This is a genomic window from Pandoraea thiooxydans (genome assembly GCF_001931675.1).
Taxonomy (GTDB): domain Bacteria; phylum Pseudomonadota; class Gammaproteobacteria; order Burkholderiales; family Burkholderiaceae; genus Pandoraea; species Pandoraea thiooxydans.
Genome location: NZ_CP014839.1, coordinates 2,636,016 through 2,651,838, shown reverse-complemented (window position 1 = coordinate 2,651,838; position 15,823 = coordinate 2,636,016). Strand labels below are relative to the sequence as shown.

The window sequence follows — 15,823 nt, the reverse complement described above, 5'->3', positions numbered from 1 at the left end:
GCGCTCAGTTGGTGCCGGACTTGTGAGCGGGCGGCGCATGGTGCTTGCTCGAAGTGGTGCGCCGGGTCGTGTGCGTGGTGCTCGCCTTTCGGTGAGTCGTTTTGGCGTGAGTGGCTTTCTTCGTGACCCGATGGTGGACCACGCGGTGATGCGCGTACCGGCGGTGGTAGACCGGCTTGCGGCGGTAATGGTGCACTGGCTCGACCTGCGGCAGCGGCGCCTTGTACGTGAACGCCATTAGCTGGCCTTCGTTGTAGCCGCAGCGAATGTGAATCGGATCCTCCTTGCCGGAGGGGCGGTGGCCCAGCGCGTCGATGGTGACCACGGTCGACACATTGATACGTTGCTTGCGATCGTCGAAGGGCTTTTGCCACGGCTCGATGTGCGCGTGATCGGCGTCGAGCGCGGTCGGAGGATAGACCACGCTGTCATAGCCCGGCGCGGTCGACACCACGAAGCTGGCGTGGGCGGCGCAATCGGCGATCAGCGGGTTGGCGTGGCGTTCGGTTTCGAACTGCTTCACAAGTTGGTCGTGTTGGCCGATGAGTTGATCCGCGCGTGCGCTCAAGGGCGCAATTGCAAGCGGCAGGACGAGCCCGGCATAGGCCCATCGAATCAAGCTCTTCAAGGATCTTGACAAAATTCGGGATGACATCGGTATTCTTTGGCGAGGGAAATTGCGAGGGCCGACAGGCCCCGGTGCAGTCTGTGCATCTTACCCGAACTGAGTTGTCCGGGACGTTGCGGGTAATCGATGGATCGCTCGGCCGGCTAGCCGGGGCGTTTAGGTTTTAAAATACAGCCCATTTTGTCTCAAAGGTAGAGTCGTCGATGTTTGCAAATTCGCGCCCGGTCAGCAGCGAACAAGTGGGGGCGCACGAGCGGCTTGTCACGCTATTGGAGCGTCATCGGCGCGCGGTGTTCCGCAAACCGCTGGCGTCATACAGCCTGAGCGCATTCGATCAGGCGATGCAGGCATGGCGCCGTGCCGGCGAACCCGCGCTGATCCTCGACGCCGGGTGCGGTGTCGGCGAGAGCACCTTGCATCTGGCGACACGCTTTCCTGATCACTTCGTCGTCGGCGTCGATCAATCGGCGCATCGGCTGCAGCGCGGCAAGGACTGGTGGCGCGACCCCTGGCCAGAAAATTTTGTGTGGATTCGAGCCGATCTGGTGGATTTCTGGCGTCAATTGGCGCTGGCGCAGGTGCCACTGACACGCCACTATATCCTATATCCGAACCCTTGGCCGAAGCTTGGACAACTTGCGCGGCGCTGGCATGGGCATGCGGTATTTCCGACTGTCGCCGCGTTGGGGGGGGTGCTGGAGTGTCGCAGTAACTGGTCGGTGTACGTGGAGGAGTTCGCATTCGCGCTGCAATGGCTGAACGGGCGCGGGCCGGCGGTCGAGGCATGGCGACCGCCGTCACCGATCACGCCATTCGAGCGCAAGTACCTTGCCTCTGGCCACGCACTGCATCGTTGCGTCGACAGCGGCGCGTGACGCGCCGCGGCTCGGCGTTCAGTGAAATTGCGGCGGCGTCGGCTCGGCGTCGTCGGGCATCTCGGCATGCACGATCTCGCCAAGCGGATCGGGATAAAGCGGCACGCCGCAATCGTCGCAGTATTCCGGATCGAAGCAGCCCGGGTGCTTGCGGATATCGGTAATGCCGCATTCCTTGAGCAGGTTCAGCACTTCGTCGAGCAGGCCGTTTTCGGCCTCACCGCTCTCGCGGCCATAGAGCGGCCATACCACGCCGTAGATCACATCGTTGCTGCCACGCGTGGTAAAGCCGATGCGGTACTCGTCGATCCGCTCCTCGCCGAAGCCCGCGACCACGGCGCGCAGCTCGGCAGGCGTGAGCGAGAGAATATCCTCCAGATAACGCAGCGCGGTGCGAATCGTGTGCGGACGGATGCGTTCGTCGGCCTCGCGGCAACTCGCATAGTACGCATCGGGCAGCAGGCATTCGAATTCGCAGGCCGGCAGCAGCGTGGCCAGATTCGGCCCCCCTTGTTGGGCCCACATTTCCTGACACTGGCCGCGCTCGGCGCGATGGCCCCCGTCTTCCTGCCAGCGAAACATCGCCGTGCCCGCCGGCACGGCGACGGCGGCGAGCAGAAAGCGCGGATCGGCGAGGATCGGGGCGGTCTCCGGCAGCTCGCCCAGATGAAGGCGGGGCGCATTGCCTTGCAGCGCAGCTTGCGAGAGCGATTGCGTCAGGCGCCAGGTCTCGCAGTGGGTGCGGGGTAGTTGGTCGATGCTGTAGATGTATGGGGCGAGCGCGACGCGCGCGCCGCCTGCCAGCACATGGGCCTGCAGGTGCGCCTTCAAGCTGCCCAGCGCATCCTCCTTGATCGGGCCGGAGGGTATGGCATAGCGAGTCCAGGCCAGCACGGGTATGGCGACCAGCAGGGCATCCCACCGCGCGGCGGCGTCGGGCGCGGCGGACTCAGCCGTCAAGTGAGCCGACTCGCTTTGCGATTCGAGCAGATCGGCAAGTGCGCCGTAGGCGTCGCTATGATTTTGCTGCAGATGATCGAGTGCAGCGTCCAGCGCATTTTGATTGCCGGTGCGCAGCAGACGGGTGAGCAACTCGTCGAGCTGCGCCTCCCAGAAGCGGTCTTCCATGCGGCTGCCCGAGGCGGCGAGCGCCAGGGAAAAGCCCACCAGCTTTTCGGCGTCGGGGGTCAGGCGTTTGGCATTACGAGAGCGCATAGGTCGAGCGATCCAAAGATGGAAAACTTTTCATTGTAGTCGATCTGCGCCGCGGGATGCCTTTGCCGTCAAACTGATCCGTCCTGACGGATCCCCTCAAGGCGCAGCAGCGCGTGCTTGCGCTGAAGTCCGCCCGCGTATCCGGTGAGCTTGCCGCTGGCACTCAGCACGCGATGGCATGGCACGATGACGGAAAGCGGATTGCGGCCGGTGGCGCTGCCCACGGCGCGGGCGTGGCGGGCACCGCCCAACTGGCGGGCAAGGTCTCCGTAGGAGACGGTCGCGCCATACGGAACTGCCGCCAGCATTCGCCACACTCGAAGTTGGAAGTCCGTGCCGTGCGGCTTTAGTGGTACCGTGAACTGCCGCCGCTCGCCTCGAAAAAAAGCATCCAGTTCCTCGCGCGCCTGCCGCATGACCGGCAGGCCGGCGCCTTGGCGCCAGGTGGGGGCGATTCGCGGGAAGTACTTCTGACCGATAAAGTAGGCGCCGCACAAATGGTTTTCGTCGGACACGAGCAGCATCTCGCCAAGCGGAGTGGAAGTCGACTCGCAATAGATCATGCCGTGCTCTCCTCATGATGTTGTCGCCAGGCATGCAAGGCGGCATAGGCGCGCCAGGGTGCCCACTGTTCAGCGTGGACGCCAAGGGCTTTGGCGCTGCTCAGGCCAAAATGCCGCTGCAGGACAAGATCGCCTGCTGGAAATGCGTTGGGCCAACCCAGTCCGCGCATCGCGATGTATTGTGCGGTCCAGTCGCCGATGCCGCGAATGGATCGCAGGGCTGCCAGGGTCTCGTCGAGCGGCGCCAAAGGGTCGATGCGCAACGCGCCGGTCGCCACGGCCTGCGTCACCGCCATGACAGTGGCGGTGCGTGCCTGGGTCAGGCCAATGGCCTGAACTTCACCGCTTGACGCATCTGCCAGAGCAGCGGCCGTCGGAAATAGGTGCGTCAAGCCGGCAGGCGCCGCGGCGAGCGGCTCGCCGAAGCGCTCCACCAGACGGGTTAGCAGGCAGCGCGCGCCCGCCACGGAAATCTGCTGGCCGATAATCGCGCGCAGCGCGATCTCGAAGCCATCGACCGTACCCGGCACGCGCATGCCGGGCAGGCGCTGCGCCATCGGGCCAAGGTGCAGGTCGATCACGTCCGGCCGACACGCCAGATCGAACAGGCGCCGGATCTTGCCGAGCGCCTGCGGCACCGCCCCGGACAGCGTGGCCGGCAGTGTTACTTTGAGCGCGTGGCGGCCAGGAACGTTTTCGACCACCAGCCAGCCGCAATAGCGCCTTGCCCCGACCGTGAGCGCCAGTGTGCGGCGGTAGACTCGCTGGTCGACGCGCTCGATCGGAGCAATGGCGCGGGCCGCCAGAAAATCCAGCAGCGCGTCCCAGGCGAGAGGCGGGCGATAGGCCAATTCGAATGTCATGGTGTCGGATTGAACTGTCGAGGTGCTGCGCTGGCGCAGACGGCTGGGCGCGAAGCCGTAGTGTTGCTTGAACAGGCTGTTGAAACGGCGAATGCTGCCGAACCCGGCCGCCAGGGCGACTTCGGTCACCGGCAGTGCGGTGTCGCTGAGCAGGCGCTTGGCCAGTAGTCTGCGCTGCGTTTGCGCATATTCGACGGGTGAGACGCCGAACTCGACGTTGAAGATGCGTCGCAAATGGCGCTCTGTGATGCCCAGCCGGTCGGCCAATTGCGGCATGTCGGCCAGATTGAGAAAGCCGTCGTCGATCAGCAGCGCCGCGGCCTGTGCGAGACGACTCGCGGCATCGAAGATGCCGTGGCCGGGGGCCAGTTCCGGGCGGCATCGCAAACATGGCCGAAATCCGTTTTTCTCCGCGGCTGCGGCGCTGGGAAAGAAATGGCAGTTCGCGAATTGAGGGGTGCGCACCGAGCAAACCGGTCGGCAATAGATGCCGGTCGAGGAGACGCCGACGAAGAACCAGCCGTCGAAGCGGCGATCACGCGCGGCGACAGCTTTGTAACAGGTAGTCCGGTCAAGTTTCATGGAAGCACTGTACGCCGGACGCCAGCGCATTTCTAGCCGAATTCGGACATGATATTCGAGGCTCCCGGGCCCGCAAAAAATAAGGGCCAGCCTTATCGGGGCTGGCCCTTCGCGTCATGCGGAGCAGATTTGTCGGTGCGGCCTCAGGCAACCAACAGTTGGCGCAGGACGAACGGCAGAATGCCGCCGTGCTTGTAGTAATCGACTTCGATCGGCGTGTCGATGCGCAGCAGCAGCGACACGCGCTTGGTTTCCCCGTTCTTGCGATGGATGACCAGCGTCACGTCCTGTTGCGGCTTGAGGTCGCTGCTGAGCCCTTCGATATCATAGGTCTCGGCACCGGTGATGCCGAGCGAATCGACGCTGTCGTCGCCCTTGAACTGCAGCGGCAGCACGCCCATGCCAACCAGGTTGGAGCGGTGGATGCGCTCGAAGCTGCGCGCCACCACGGCCTTCACGCCCAGCAACTGCGTGCCCTTGGCGGCCCAGTCGCGCGAACTGCCGGTGCCGTATTCCTCGCCACCGAAGATCACGGTCGGCGTATCGCTGCCGACGTACTTCATTGCAGCGTCGTAAATCGACATCTGCTCGCCGCTGGGCTGGTGGATCGTGAGGCCGCCCTCGACGCGAGAACCGTCCGCAGTCGGCGGAATCATCAGGTTCTTGATGCGCACGTTGGCAAATGTGCCGCGCATCATGACTTCATGATTGCCGCGGCGCGAGCCGTAGCTGTTGAAGTCGGCCTTCAGTACGCCGTTCTCGAGCAGCCATTTGCCGGCGGGAGACGTTTCCTTGATGGAACCGGCCGGGCTGATGTGGTCGGTCGTCACGGAATCGCCAAATACGCCCAGTGCGCGGGCACCCTTGATCGGCGCGATATCGTCGCTCGGCTCCATCTCGAAACCTTCGAAGAACGGCGGCTCGGCGATGTAGGTCGAACTCGGCCAATCGTAGACCTGACCGTTCGAGCCCTTGATCTTGGCCCACAGCGGGCTCGGCTTCTTGACTTCTTCGTAGTTCGCTTTGAACGTTTTGGCGTTCATGGCGAATTTGAGCAGCTTGTGGACTTCTTCGCTGGTCGGCCAGATGTCGCCCAGATAGATATCCTTGCCGCCTTTGCCCTTGCCGACCGGCTCGGTCATCAGGTCGCGAGTGACGTTGCCGGCGATCGCGTAGGCGACTACCAGCGGGGGCGAGGCCAGGAAGTTGGCACGGATGTTCGGGTGAATGCGTGCCTCGAAGTTGCGGTTGCCGGAGAGCACCGCCGCGGCCACGATGTCGTTCTTGGTGATCGCCTCGTTGAATTCGGGCAGCAGATCGCCAGCGTTGCCGATGCAGGTCGTGCAGCCGTAAGCGGTAACGCCAAAACCCAGCTTCTCCAGATACGGCAGCAGGCCGGCGGCTTCCAGGTATTTCGTCACCACGCGGCTGCCGGGGGCGAGCGAGGTCTTGATATGCGGCGCGACTTTCAAGCCGGCTTCGACGGCCTTCTTGGCCAGCAGGCCGGCGGCCAGCAACACGCTCGGATTCGACGTATTGGTGCAGGACGTGATGGCGGCGATCAGCACGTCGCCGCTCTTCAAGTCGACGCCGTTGGCGGCCGTGTAGGCCTGCGCGAGGTCAGCCGGGTTTTTATTGAAACCGTTCTCGGCGACCGGCTTGCTGAACAGGTCGGTAAACGTCTGCTTGACGTTGGTGATCTCGATGCGATCTTGCGGACGTTTCGGGCCGGCCAGCGAAGGTGCGACGGTGCCGAGGTCGAGCGTGACTACCTTGGTGTAATCGATTTGCCCGGCCTTGGGAATGCCGAACAGCTTCTGGGCCTTGAAATAGGCCTCGAATGCGGCGATTTCGGCCTTGGTACGGCCAGTGCCCTCGAAGTATTCGATGGTTTTTTCGTCGACCGGGAAGAAACCCATGGTCGCACCGTATTCCGGCGCCATGTTGCCGATCGTTGCGCGATCGGGCAGGGCGAGGCTCGCCGTGCCTTCACCGAAGAATTCGACAAATTTGCCGACGACTTTCTCGCGGCGCAGCATTTCGGTGATCGTCAGTACCAGGTCGGTGGCGGTCACGCCCTCGCGCAACCGGCCTTTGAGTTCCACGCCGACCACGTCGGGCGTCAGGAAATAGACCGGCTGGCCCAGCATGCCGGCCTCGGCCTCGATACCGCCCACGCCCCAGCCAACCACGCCGATGCCGTTGATCATGGTGGTGTGGCTGTCGGTGCCGACCAGCGTATCCGGGTAGTAGACGTTGTTCTTCTTGTGCACGCCGCGTGCCAGGTACTCGAGGTTGACCTGGTGGACGATGCCGAAGCCGGGTTGCACCACGCCGAACGTGTCGAACGCCTGCATGCCCCACTTCATGAATTGGTAACGCTCGTTATTGCGCTGGAATTCGATCTTCATGTTCAGATCGAGCGCTTTTTTCTCGCGGAAATGATCGATTTGCACGGAGTGATCGACCACCAGGTCGACGGGCACCAGGGGTTCGATCCGCTTCGGATTCTTGCCCATGCGATCGGCCACGTTGCGCATGGCGGCCAGGTCGGCCAGCAGCGGCACGCCAGTGAAGTCCTGCAGCACCACGCGCGCGACCACGAACGGAATTTCATCGACACGATTGGCCGTCGGCTTCCAGTTGGCAAGTTGCTTGACGTGTTCTTCCGTGACCTTTTTGCCGTCGCAGTTGCGCAACACCGATTCCAGCACGATGCGGATCGATACCGGCAGGCGCGAGACGTCGACGCCGAGGGCCTTGCCCAGCTGAGGCAAAGAATAAAACTGACCTTTCTTTTTGCCGCCGATATCGAACTCTTTGAGTGTTTTGTGGAGGTTATGGGCCATGATCTTTCCTTGAGTGAACCAGAAAAACGAAGCGGTTTTAAAGTTTAGTGGTGTAATGAATCGTTCAATAGGTGGGCGGGCGACATCGCCCGAAGTTCCCCGGAAGCGCTCGAAGACCCGATCGGCCCCGTCGGCAAAGCAACATTCGTCTTGTCAGCCAGTCGCGCCACACGGCCGCACTGGCCCGCCGCCCGATGCCGCCTCGGCATGAAGCGCGGGCCGACCGCACCAGACACCCACCAGGAGTGGCGAAGCAGGGCGGCAGCGCGGCAGGGGCGTACATGGGGCGAAGTGTCGATCAGTTACTTGCCTGCCTTGAGCAGGATGCTGGACTGCGTGGGTGCGACGACATTTTCGTGGGCCATCGCGGTGGTCTTGCAATCGTCGGCAATCCGCTCGCCGGATTTGTCGCTGAACAGCATGCCCTTGTCGGGAATGACAACCAGATCCATGCCGCTGGCGACATCGTGGAACCGATCGGCGCCAGTGGTGGTTTGCTGGCGCGGCAACTTGTAGTTCTTGCCGTCCCAGTGCATCGTCAGTACCGCGTCGCGCTTCATGTTGCCGGCAATGTACATCGTTTGATGATCCGAGCATCGCCAGATCTCGGCACCCTCGGGAATCGGTTGCACCGCGGGGGTGGCGGCGACTTTCTTGGCCTTGCGGTAGACCTTTTTCTTCTTGTAGTGGTGATAGGGGTTAAGCGGGTGATGGGTCGTCGTTTTGCTGGTCGCTGCATGCGCGATCTGCAACGCGGAAACCGAGAACATCGCCAGTATGACCGACATGCACAACTTCTTCATTTCAACTCTCCAAGTGTCAGGGAACGCAACGCGCAAATTATCGTATGAACTACGCGCGCACCGGTGGTTGAATACAAAATATTTCACTTTTGGTGACCCGGCGCAGCGTGTCGCGAGGGAGAGAGCCAATCCTTTGGGCAAAAAGCCAAATAGTCTTTGGTGACGGCGCCATGCGGTAACGGCGATTTCGTGTTCACTTGCTTTTTGCCAAAAAGACTCGATGAAACGCCGGTGCCTGATGCACCGGCCGCGCCGGCGCGCCAAACCGAGCGCCGGCGTATCGTCAAATTGAATTACGGCAGCAGATGCTTGACGCCTTCGCGTTCTTCGAGCAGTTCCTGCAGCGTGCCGTCCATTTTCTCGCGCGAGAATGCGTCGATTTCCAGGCCGCTCACACGAGTGTATTGGCCATTGGCGCAAATCACCGGCACGCCGTAGATGACGTCTTCCGGAATGCCGTAGGAGCCGTCGGACGGAATGCCCATCGTGACCCATTTGCCGTTGCTGCCCAGTACCCAGTCATGCACGTGGTCGATGGCCGCATTGGCTGCCGATGCAGCAGACGAGAGGCCACGCGCTTCGATGATGGCCGCGCCGCGCTTGCCCACGGTCGGAATGAACACGTCGCGGTTCCAGGCGTCGTCGTTGATCATGGCCTTCACGCTTTGGCCGCCGATCGTGGCAAAACGATAGTCGGGGTACATGGTCGGGGAGTGATTGCCCCACACCGCGAGCTTTTCGATGTCGGCGACTGCCTTGCCCGTCTTGGCTGCGATTTGCGACAGGGCGCGGTTGTGATCCAGGCGCAGCATCGCGGTGAAATTTTCCTTCGCCAGATCGGGCGCCGATTTCATCGCAATATAGGCGTTGGTGTTGGCGGGGTTGCCGACCACCAGGATCTTGACACTGCGCTTGGCGACCTCGTTGAGGGCGCGGCCCTGCACGGTGAAGATCTCGGCGTTGGCCGTCAGCAGGTCCTTGCGCTCCATGCCCTTGCTGCGGGGGCGTGCGCCGACCAGCAATGCCACGTCGATGTCCTTGAACGCGACCTTGGGATCATCGGTCACGACCACGCCTTGCAGCAGCGGAAACGCGCAGTCTTCCAGTTCCATGACGACACCCTTGACAGCCGCTTGCGCTTGCGGCAAGTCGAGCAATTGCAGGATGACGGGCTGATCCTTGCCCAGCATGTCGCCATTGGCGATGCGGAACAGTAGGGAATAGCCGATTTGACCGGCGGCGCCAGTAACGGCAACGCGCATTGCGGGTTTTGCCATGAGAATTCTCCAGACGTAACGAAATACCTGCGAAGTCGTGTCATGCGCCAACGGCGGCAAGCCTCGCCGCTCTTGGCTGACAGCCAGACTCCGTGAAAATGGGGTTGGAATGACGGGATGGCGCACCATTAAAAGTGCACTTGCGACACGATACTCCGTATGCAGCCGCGCTTCCAGCCCCTTTTGCCCGCGCCAGTGTAGGAGTGAGGCAAACGAATGTCAACAATATCTTATGTCTTATATAAGACATAAGATTATTGCTGTTTTTGAATAGACGCGGCCCCTCGTTTTGTGGTCAAATTCCGGCATGAACGCGAATGCCAGGGACACGAATCAAGGCGCCGCCAGCGATGCCGAGCAACGGCAGGAGTTGACGCGCGAGGGCTCTTCGCCGACATTCAGCCCGTTATACCAGCAAATCAAGGCACTGATCACGCAGAGCCTGCAAACCGGCGAATGGCGGCCGGGCGAAATCATTCCCAGCGAGATCGAGTTGGCGAGCCGCTTCAAGGTGAGCCAGGGGACGGTACGCAAGGCCATCGATGATCTGGCGGCGGAGAATCTGCTGGTGCGGCGGCAGGGGCGGGGTACTTTTGTCGCCACGCATCACGAAGATCTGGTGCAGTTCCGATTCCTGCGTTTGGTGCCGGACAGCGGCGAGCAGGAGCATCCGCCCAGCCGCCTGATCGAATGCCGCCGGTTGCGTGCTCCCGCGGAGATCGCCCGGCAACTCAATTTGCGTGCCGGTGACAGCGTCATTCTGATTCGCCGTGCACTCGACTTTTCGGATGCTCCGACCGTGCTCGACGAGATCTGGTTGCCCGGCGTGCTGTTCCGCGGGCTGACGGCGGAGCGCCTGAACGATTACAAGGGGCCGATGTACGGATTGTTCGAGACCGAATTCGGGACACGCATGATCCGAGCCGTTGAGAAAATTCGGGCAGTGGCCGCCGATGAGGCCATTGCGGACTTGCTGAAGGTGCCGGTCGGATTTCCCCTGTTGAATGTCGAAAGGGTTTCCTACACTTATGGAGACCGGCCGGTGGAAGTGCGTCGTGGGTGGTATGTCACCACGCGGCACTATTATGAGAACGAATTGAGTTGACGGTGATGTTCCCGACGCCAGCCCATCTTGCCGGGCGGCGCCATGCCGGCGGTGCTGTGCCGGGGTGCGTTGGTGCAATGCACTAAAAACAGCGCTAGAATCTTGGGCTGACGTAACTACATGGGGTCTAGTATGGCTGAAGTCGTAAAAAAAGAGAGGCCAGTTTATCGGAATATCGGTATTGGGCAGATTGTGTCTTATCGACTTCCGCCGGCTGGCATCGTGTCCATTCTGCATCGCATCAGCGGTGCGTTGATGTTCCTTCTCTTACCGTTCGTCCTCTATCTGTTTGAGCAAAGTCTCACTTCAGAGATCAGTTTCCTGACCTTCAAGTCTGTTGTCTCCAACGGATTTGTCAAAGTTGTTCTCATTGTTCTCTCCTGGGGTTTCCTGCATCACTTGCTGGCCGGCGTGCGCCACTTGCGCATGGACACGAACCATCACCTCGTGACCAAGGAACGCGGCCGCAGCTCGGCACTGGTGGTGCTCGTGCTTTCGTTGCTGCTCACCGTGGCAATCGCCCTCAAACTATTTGGAGCCTTCTGATGGCCAACAACAATATCGGTTCCAAGCGCTTGGTGGTGGGGGCGCATTACGGCTTGCGCGATTGGCTTGCGCAGCGCGTCACGGCTTGCGTCATGGCCATCTACACGGTGATTCTTCTGGTGTGGTTTTTCACTGCGAAGGATTTTTCGTACGACGGCTGGGCGGGCATTTTCGCCAATCAGTGGATGAAACTGGCGACCTTCGTCACGTTGCTTTCCTTGTTCTACCACGCCTGGGTCGGCGTGCGCGACATCTGGATGGATTATGTCAAACCGGTCGGTGTGCGCCTGGTTCTGCAAGTGCTGACGATTGTCTGGTTGCTGGCGTGTGCCGGCTATGCCGCACAGATTCTCTGGAGAGTTTAAAAGCATGGTTGCAATAAAAAATTCCCTGCCGCGCCGCCGTTTTGACGTTGTCATCGTCGGTGCCGGCGGCTCCGGCATGCGCGCATCTCTGCAGTTGGCGAAGGCCGGCCTGTCGGTTGCGGTGCTGTCCAAGGTGTTCCCGACGCGCTCGCATACGGTGGCCGCGCAAGGCGGTATCGGTGCGTCGCTGGGCAATATGAGCGAAGACAACTGGCACTTCCATTTCTACGACACGATCAAAGGCTCCGATTGGCTGGGCGACCAGGACGCCATCGAGTTCATGTGCCGCGAAGCGCCGCACGCGGTCTACGAGCTGGAACATTTCGGCATGCCGTTCGACCGCAACCCCGACGGCACCATCTATCAGCGTCCGTTCGGCGGACATACCGCGAACTACGGCGAAAAGCCGGTGCAACGCGCCTGCGCGGCAGCCGACCGGACTGGCCACGCGCTGTTGCATACGCTGTATCAGCAAAACGTCCGCGCCAAGACGCATTTCTTTGTCGAATGGATGGCGCTCGACCTGATTCGCGATCAGCATGGCGATGTGCTGGGCGTCTCGGCGCTCGAACTCGAGACCGGCGAAGTGCATATTCTCGAAGCCAAGTGCACGCTGTTCGCGACCGGCGGTGCCGGGCGCGTCTACGCCGCTTCGACCAATGCTTACATCAATACTGGCGATGGCCTGGGGATGGCTGCGCGCGCCGGGGTGCCGCTCGAGGACATGGAGTTTTGGCAGTTCCACCCGACTGGCGTGGCTGGCGCGGGTGTGCTGATCACCGAAGGGGTGCGCGGCGAGGGTGGTATTTTGCGTAACTCCAACGGCGAGCGTTTCATGGAGCGCTACGCACCGACGCTGAAGGATTTGGCCCCGCGTGACTTCGTGTCGCGCTCGATGGACCAGGAAATCAAGGAAGGCCGCGGCTGTGGCCCGAATGGCGACTACGTGCTGCTCGACCTGTCGCACATCGGTGCGGAGACGATTCTGAAGCGCCTGCCGTCGATTCGTGAAATTTCGCTGAAGTTCGCCAACGTCGATTGCATCAAGGAACCGATTCCGGTGGTGCCGACCATTCACTACCAGATGGGCGGCATTCCGACCAACTATCACGGACAGGTGGTCGGCACGGCGAATGGGACGAGTACGCCGATCAACGGTTTTTACGCCGTGGGTGAATGCTCGTGCGTGTCGGTGCACGGCGCCAATCGCCTGGGTACCAATTCGCTGCTCGATCTGGTGGTGTTTGGCCGCTCCGCCGGCGACCACATCATCGACTTCGTCAAGAGCGCGGGCGAGCACAAGCCGTTGCCGGCCGACGCCGCCGACCGTGCCCTCGAGCGCCTGGCCAGACTCGACGGATCCTCCTCCGGAGAATACGCGCAGGACGTCGCGAACGATATCCGCAAGACCATGCAAACCCACGCCGGCGTGTTCCGTACGTCGGAGCTGTTGGCTGAAGGCGTGCAGCAGATCAAGGATGTCGCCGAGCGCGTGCAGCACATTCATCTGAAGGACAAGTCGAAGGTGTTCAACACCGCGCGCATGGAAGCGCTCGAAGTGGCCAACCTGATCGAGGTAGCCAAGGCCACCATGATCGCCGCCGAGGCGCGCAAGGAAAGCCGCGGCGCGCACGCACACCGTGATTACCCCGACCGCGACGACGAGAACTGGCTGCGTCACTCGCTTTGGTACAGCGACGATAACCGACTCGAATACAAGCCGGTACAGATGAAGCCGCTGACGGTCGAATCCGTGCCGCCGAAGGCTCGGACGTTCTAAGGAATAGGGACTCGCAACATGAGCAAACGTACTTTCGAGATTTACCGATACGATCCGGACAAGGACGCAGCGCCTTACATGCAGACCTACGAGGTCGAACTGGATGGCCATGAGCGCATGCTGCTCGATGCTCTGGGCAAGCTGAAGAAAATCGATGAAGGCATTGCGTTCCGTCGTTCGTGCCGCGAAGGCGTGTGCGGCTCCGACGCGATGAACATCAACGGCAAGAATGGCCTGGCTTGCCAGACCAACATGAATGATCTGCCGCAGAAAATCGTACTCAAGCCGCTGCCTGGGCTGCCGGTGATCCGCGACCTGATCGTCGATATGACGCACTTCTTCAATCAGTATCATTCGATCAAGCCATACCTCGTCAACGACGAGCCGCCGCCCGAGAAGGAGCGCCTGCAGTCGCCGCAGGAGCGTGACGAGCTCGATGGCCTGTACGAATGCATTTTGTGCGCGAGCTGCTCGACGTCGTGCCCGAGCTTCTGGTGGAATCCCGACAAATTCGTCGGTCCGGCCGGGCTGCTGCAGGCTTACCGCTTCATTGCCGACAGCCGTGATCGCGCCACTGGCGAGCGGTTGGACAACCTTGAAGATCCGTATCGACTGTTCCGCTGCCATACGATCATGAATTGTGTGGACGTCTGCCCGAAGGGGCTGAACCCCACCAAGGCCATCGGCAAGATCAAAGAGTTGATGGTGCGTCGCACGGTCTGATATGGAAGCCAATACTCATCAGGCCGACCCGATCAAACGCGCGCGCTTGCGTTGGCGGGCGCGCCGCGGCCTGCTAGAAAACGATCTGATTCTGGAGCGTTTCTTCGCCAAGCACGAAGCGGCGCTCTCGGATCAGGACGTTGGCGCTTTGACCAAGCTGTTCGATTTGAGCGACAACGATCTGATGGATCTGCTGTTGGCCCGCAAGGAGCCCGATGCCGATCTGGATGGACCGGATGTGCGCCATGTGCTTGCGCTACTGCGCTCCGTATAGGATTTCGACTTATTTTTGAGGATACGATATGACTCCGTCTGAAGTTAAAGCCACCCTATCATTCTCCGATGGCTCGCCGAGCGTCGAAATGCCGATCTATCAGGGTACGATGGGCCCGGATGTCATCGATATCCGCAAGCTGTACGGCCAGACAGGCAAGTTCACTTATGACCCGGGGTTCATGTCGACAGCGGCTTGCAATTCGGAGATCACCTATATCGACGGCGATAAGGGCGAGTTGCTGTATCGCGGCTATCCGATCGAGCAGCTGGCGCAGTCGTGCGATTTCCTGGAGACCTCCTATCTGCTGCTCAAGGGTGAATTGCCCAACGCCGCCCAGAAAAAGGAGTTCGTCAATACCGTCACGCATCACACGCTGGTGCATGAGCAGATGCAGTTCTTTTTCCGCGGCTTCCGCCGCGATGCGCATCCGATGGCCATTCTCGTGGCCGCCGTCGGTGCCTTGTCGGCCTTCTATCACGACTCGCTGGATATCAACAATCCCAACCATCGTGAAGTTTCGGCGATCCGTCTGATCGCCAAGCTGCCGACGCTGGTGGCGATGGCCTACAAGTACAGCGTGGGGCAGCCGTTCGCCTATCCGCGCAACGACCTGTCGTACAGCGCCAACTTCATGCGCATGATGTTCGCCAATCCTTGCGAAGATTACAAGGTCAACGACGTACTGGTGCGGGCCCTTGACCGCATCCTGATTTTGCACGCAGATCACGAGCAAAATGCTTCGACCTCGACGGTTCGCCTGTCGGGTTCGTCGGGTGCCAATCCGTTTGCCTGTATCGCCGCGGGGATTGCCTGCCTGTGGGGGCCGGCTCACGGTGGTGCGAACGAGGCCGCGCTGAACATGCTCGAGCAGATCGGATCGCCGGACAAAATCCCCGAGTTCATCAAGCAAGTGAAGGACAAGAATTCGGGTGTCAAGCTGATGGGCTTCGGTCACCGTGTCTACAAGAATTACGACCCGCGTGCCAAGTTGATGCGCGAGACCTGCCATGAAGTGCTCGAAGAGCTTGGCCTGCACGACGATCCGTTGTTCAAGCTCGCCATGCAGCTCGAGAAAATTGCCCTCGAGGACGAATACTTCGTGTCGCGCAAACTGTATCCGAACGTCGATTTCTACTCGGGCATCGTGCAGCGCGCGCTGGGCATTCCGACCTCGATGTTCACTTGCATTTTTGCGATGGCCCGCACGGTCGGCTGGATCGCCCAGTGGAACGAGATGATCTCCGAAGCGGATCAGAAGATTGGTCGTCCGCGCCAATTGTTCGTCGGCGCAACCAAGCGCGACGTGCCCGCGATCGACAAGCGCTGATCAGCGTCCGAGGCCGGCCGACAGGGCCTCGCTCGGCGCTCCTAA

At 61.1% G+C, this 15,823-nt stretch carries 15 protein-coding genes; 8 read left to right on the top strand and 7 right to left on the bottom strand.

From position 1 onward, the window contains the following. Positions 1-4 precede the first annotated feature (4 nt). Positions 5-523, bottom strand: coding sequence for a BspC domain-containing protein (locus PATSB16_RS12135; RefSeq protein ID WP_156884737.1), 519 nt, complete (start codon positions 521-523; stop codon positions 5-7). A 308-nt stretch (positions 524-831) separates the two neighbouring features. Here PATSB16_RS12135 and trmB point away from each other — a divergent pair, with 308 nt between their 5' ends. Then, a complete protein-coding gene (gene trmB, locus PATSB16_RS12130; protein WP_047214381.1) occupies positions 832-1,503 on the top strand; it encodes a tRNA (guanine(46)-N(7))-methyltransferase TrmB in 672 nt (223 codons plus the stop codon). An 18-nt stretch (positions 1,504-1,521) separates the two neighbouring features. Here the strand turns inward: trmB and PATSB16_RS12125 are convergent, their stop codons facing one another. From PATSB16_RS12125 to PATSB16_RS12100, 6 genes are all read right to left on the bottom strand, one after another. After that, positions 1,522-2,718 carry a DUF2863 family protein gene (locus tag PATSB16_RS12125; RefSeq protein ID WP_047214380.1) on the bottom strand — a complete coding sequence of 399 codons (1,197 nt, stop codon included), beginning with the start codon at positions 2,716-2,718 and terminating at the stop codon, positions 1,522-1,524. Between the two features lie 68 nt (positions 2,719-2,786). Beyond that, a complete protein-coding gene (locus tag PATSB16_RS12120) occupies positions 2,787-3,281 on the bottom strand; it encodes a methylated-DNA--[protein]-cysteine S-methyltransferase (protein WP_047214379.1) in 495 nt (164 codons plus the stop codon). Next, on the bottom strand, positions 3,278-4,726 hold the full coding sequence (locus PATSB16_RS12115; protein WP_047214378.1) for an AlkA N-terminal domain-containing protein: 1,449 nt from the start codon (positions 4,724-4,726) through the stop codon (positions 3,278-3,280). The genes PATSB16_RS12120 and PATSB16_RS12115 overlap by 4 nt, the downstream gene beginning before the upstream one ends. Positions 4,727-4,869: 143 nt before the next feature. After that, positions 4,870-7,575, bottom strand: a complete 2,706-nt coding sequence (gene acnA, locus PATSB16_RS12110) for an aconitate hydratase AcnA (protein WP_047214377.1) — start codon at positions 7,573-7,575, stop codon at positions 4,870-4,872. Positions 7,576-7,877: 302 nt separating this feature from the next. Further along, on the bottom strand, positions 7,878-8,378 hold the full coding sequence (locus tag PATSB16_RS12105) for a hypothetical protein (RefSeq protein ID WP_047214376.1): 501 nt from the start codon (positions 8,376-8,378) through the stop codon (positions 7,878-7,880). Between the two features lie 293 nt (positions 8,379-8,671). Beyond that, complete coding sequence (locus tag PATSB16_RS12100; RefSeq protein ID WP_047214375.1) at positions 8,672-9,655, bottom strand: malate dehydrogenase; 984 nt, start codon at positions 9,653-9,655, stop codon at positions 8,672-8,674. A 307-nt stretch (positions 9,656-9,962) separates the two neighbouring features. On the opposite strand from PATSB16_RS12100, the gene PATSB16_RS12095 reads away from it, so the two are divergent. The 7 genes from PATSB16_RS12095 to gltA all read left to right on the top strand — a co-directional run bounded on the left by PATSB16_RS12095 (position 9,963) and on the right by gltA (position 15,778). Next, on the top strand, positions 9,963-10,760 hold the full coding sequence (locus PATSB16_RS12095) for a GntR family transcriptional regulator (protein ID WP_047214374.1): 798 nt from the start codon (positions 9,963-9,965) through the stop codon (positions 10,758-10,760). Between the two features lie 132 nt (positions 10,761-10,892). Further along, the gene (sdhC, locus tag PATSB16_RS12090) at positions 10,893-11,306 is read left to right on the top strand and encodes a succinate dehydrogenase, cytochrome b556 subunit (RefSeq protein WP_047216516.1); all 414 of its coding nucleotides are present in this window, start codon (positions 10,893-10,895) and stop codon (positions 11,304-11,306) included. Further along, the gene (sdhD, locus tag PATSB16_RS12085; protein WP_047214373.1) at positions 11,303-11,671 is read left to right on the top strand and encodes a succinate dehydrogenase, hydrophobic membrane anchor protein; all 369 of its coding nucleotides are present in this window, start codon (positions 11,303-11,305) and stop codon (positions 11,669-11,671) included. The genes sdhC and sdhD overlap by 4 nt, the downstream gene beginning before the upstream one ends. A 4-nt stretch (positions 11,672-11,675) precedes the next feature. After that, on the top strand, positions 11,676-13,451 hold the full coding sequence (gene sdhA / locus PATSB16_RS12080) for a succinate dehydrogenase flavoprotein subunit (protein ID WP_047214372.1): 1,776 nt from the start codon (positions 11,676-11,678) through the stop codon (positions 13,449-13,451). Between the two features lie 18 nt (positions 13,452-13,469). After that, positions 13,470-14,174, top strand: coding sequence for a succinate dehydrogenase iron-sulfur subunit (locus PATSB16_RS12075; RefSeq protein WP_047214371.1), 705 nt, complete (start codon positions 13,470-13,472; stop codon positions 14,172-14,174). 1 nt (position 14,175) lies between these two features. Then, positions 14,176-14,448: an FAD assembly factor SdhE gene (locus PATSB16_RS12070; RefSeq protein ID WP_047214370.1), complete on the top strand. Its 273-nt coding sequence runs from the start codon at positions 14,176-14,178 to the stop codon at positions 14,446-14,448. Between the two features lie 28 nt (positions 14,449-14,476). Further along, a complete protein-coding gene (gene gltA / locus PATSB16_RS12065; protein WP_047214369.1) occupies positions 14,477-15,778 on the top strand; it encodes a citrate synthase in 1,302 nt (433 codons plus the stop codon). Positions 15,779-15,823: the final 45 nt, after the last annotated feature.

Bases quoted from the DNA above. Each gene is read 5' to 3' on its own strand.
- PATSB16_RS12115 (WP_047214378.1), bottom strand. From the start codon at position 4,726: ATGAAACTTGACCGGACTACCTGTTACAAAGCTGTCGCCGCGCGTGAT.
- PATSB16_RS12120 (WP_047214379.1), bottom strand. From the start codon at position 3,281: ATGATCTATTGCGAGTCGACTTCCACTCCGCTTGGCGAGATGCTGCTC.
- acnA (WP_047214377.1), bottom strand. From the start codon at position 7,575: ATGGCCCATAACCTCCACAAAACACTCAAAGAGTTCGATATCGGCGGC.
- PATSB16_RS12100 (WP_047214375.1), bottom strand. From the start codon at position 9,655: ATGGCAAAACCCGCAATGCGCGTTGCCGTTACTGGCGCCGCCGGTCAA.
- PATSB16_RS12095 (WP_047214374.1), top strand. From the start codon at position 9,963: ATGAACGCGAATGCCAGGGACACGAATCAAGGCGCCGCCAGCGATGCC.
- PATSB16_RS12070 (WP_047214370.1), top strand. From the start codon at position 14,176: ATGGAAGCCAATACTCATCAGGCCGACCCGATCAAACGCGCGCGCTTG.
- PATSB16_RS12125 (WP_047214380.1), bottom strand. From the start codon at position 2,718: ATGCGCTCTCGTAATGCCAAACGCCTGACCCCCGACGCCGAAAAGCTG.
- sdhA (WP_047214372.1), top strand. From the start codon at position 11,676: ATGGTTGCAATAAAAAATTCCCTGCCGCGCCGCCGTTTTGACGTTGTC.
- trmB (WP_047214381.1), top strand. From the start codon at position 832: ATGTTTGCAAATTCGCGCCCGGTCAGCAGCGAACAAGTGGGGGCGCAC.
- sdhC (WP_047216516.1), top strand. From the start codon at position 10,893: ATGGCTGAAGTCGTAAAAAAAGAGAGGCCAGTTTATCGGAATATCGGT.
- gltA (WP_047214369.1), top strand. From the start codon at position 14,477: ATGACTCCGTCTGAAGTTAAAGCCACCCTATCATTCTCCGATGGCTCG.
- PATSB16_RS12105 (WP_047214376.1), bottom strand. From the start codon at position 8,378: ATGAAGAAGTTGTGCATGTCGGTCATACTGGCGATGTTCTCGGTTTCC.
- PATSB16_RS12075 (WP_047214371.1), top strand. From the start codon at position 13,470: ATGAGCAAACGTACTTTCGAGATTTACCGATACGATCCGGACAAGGAC.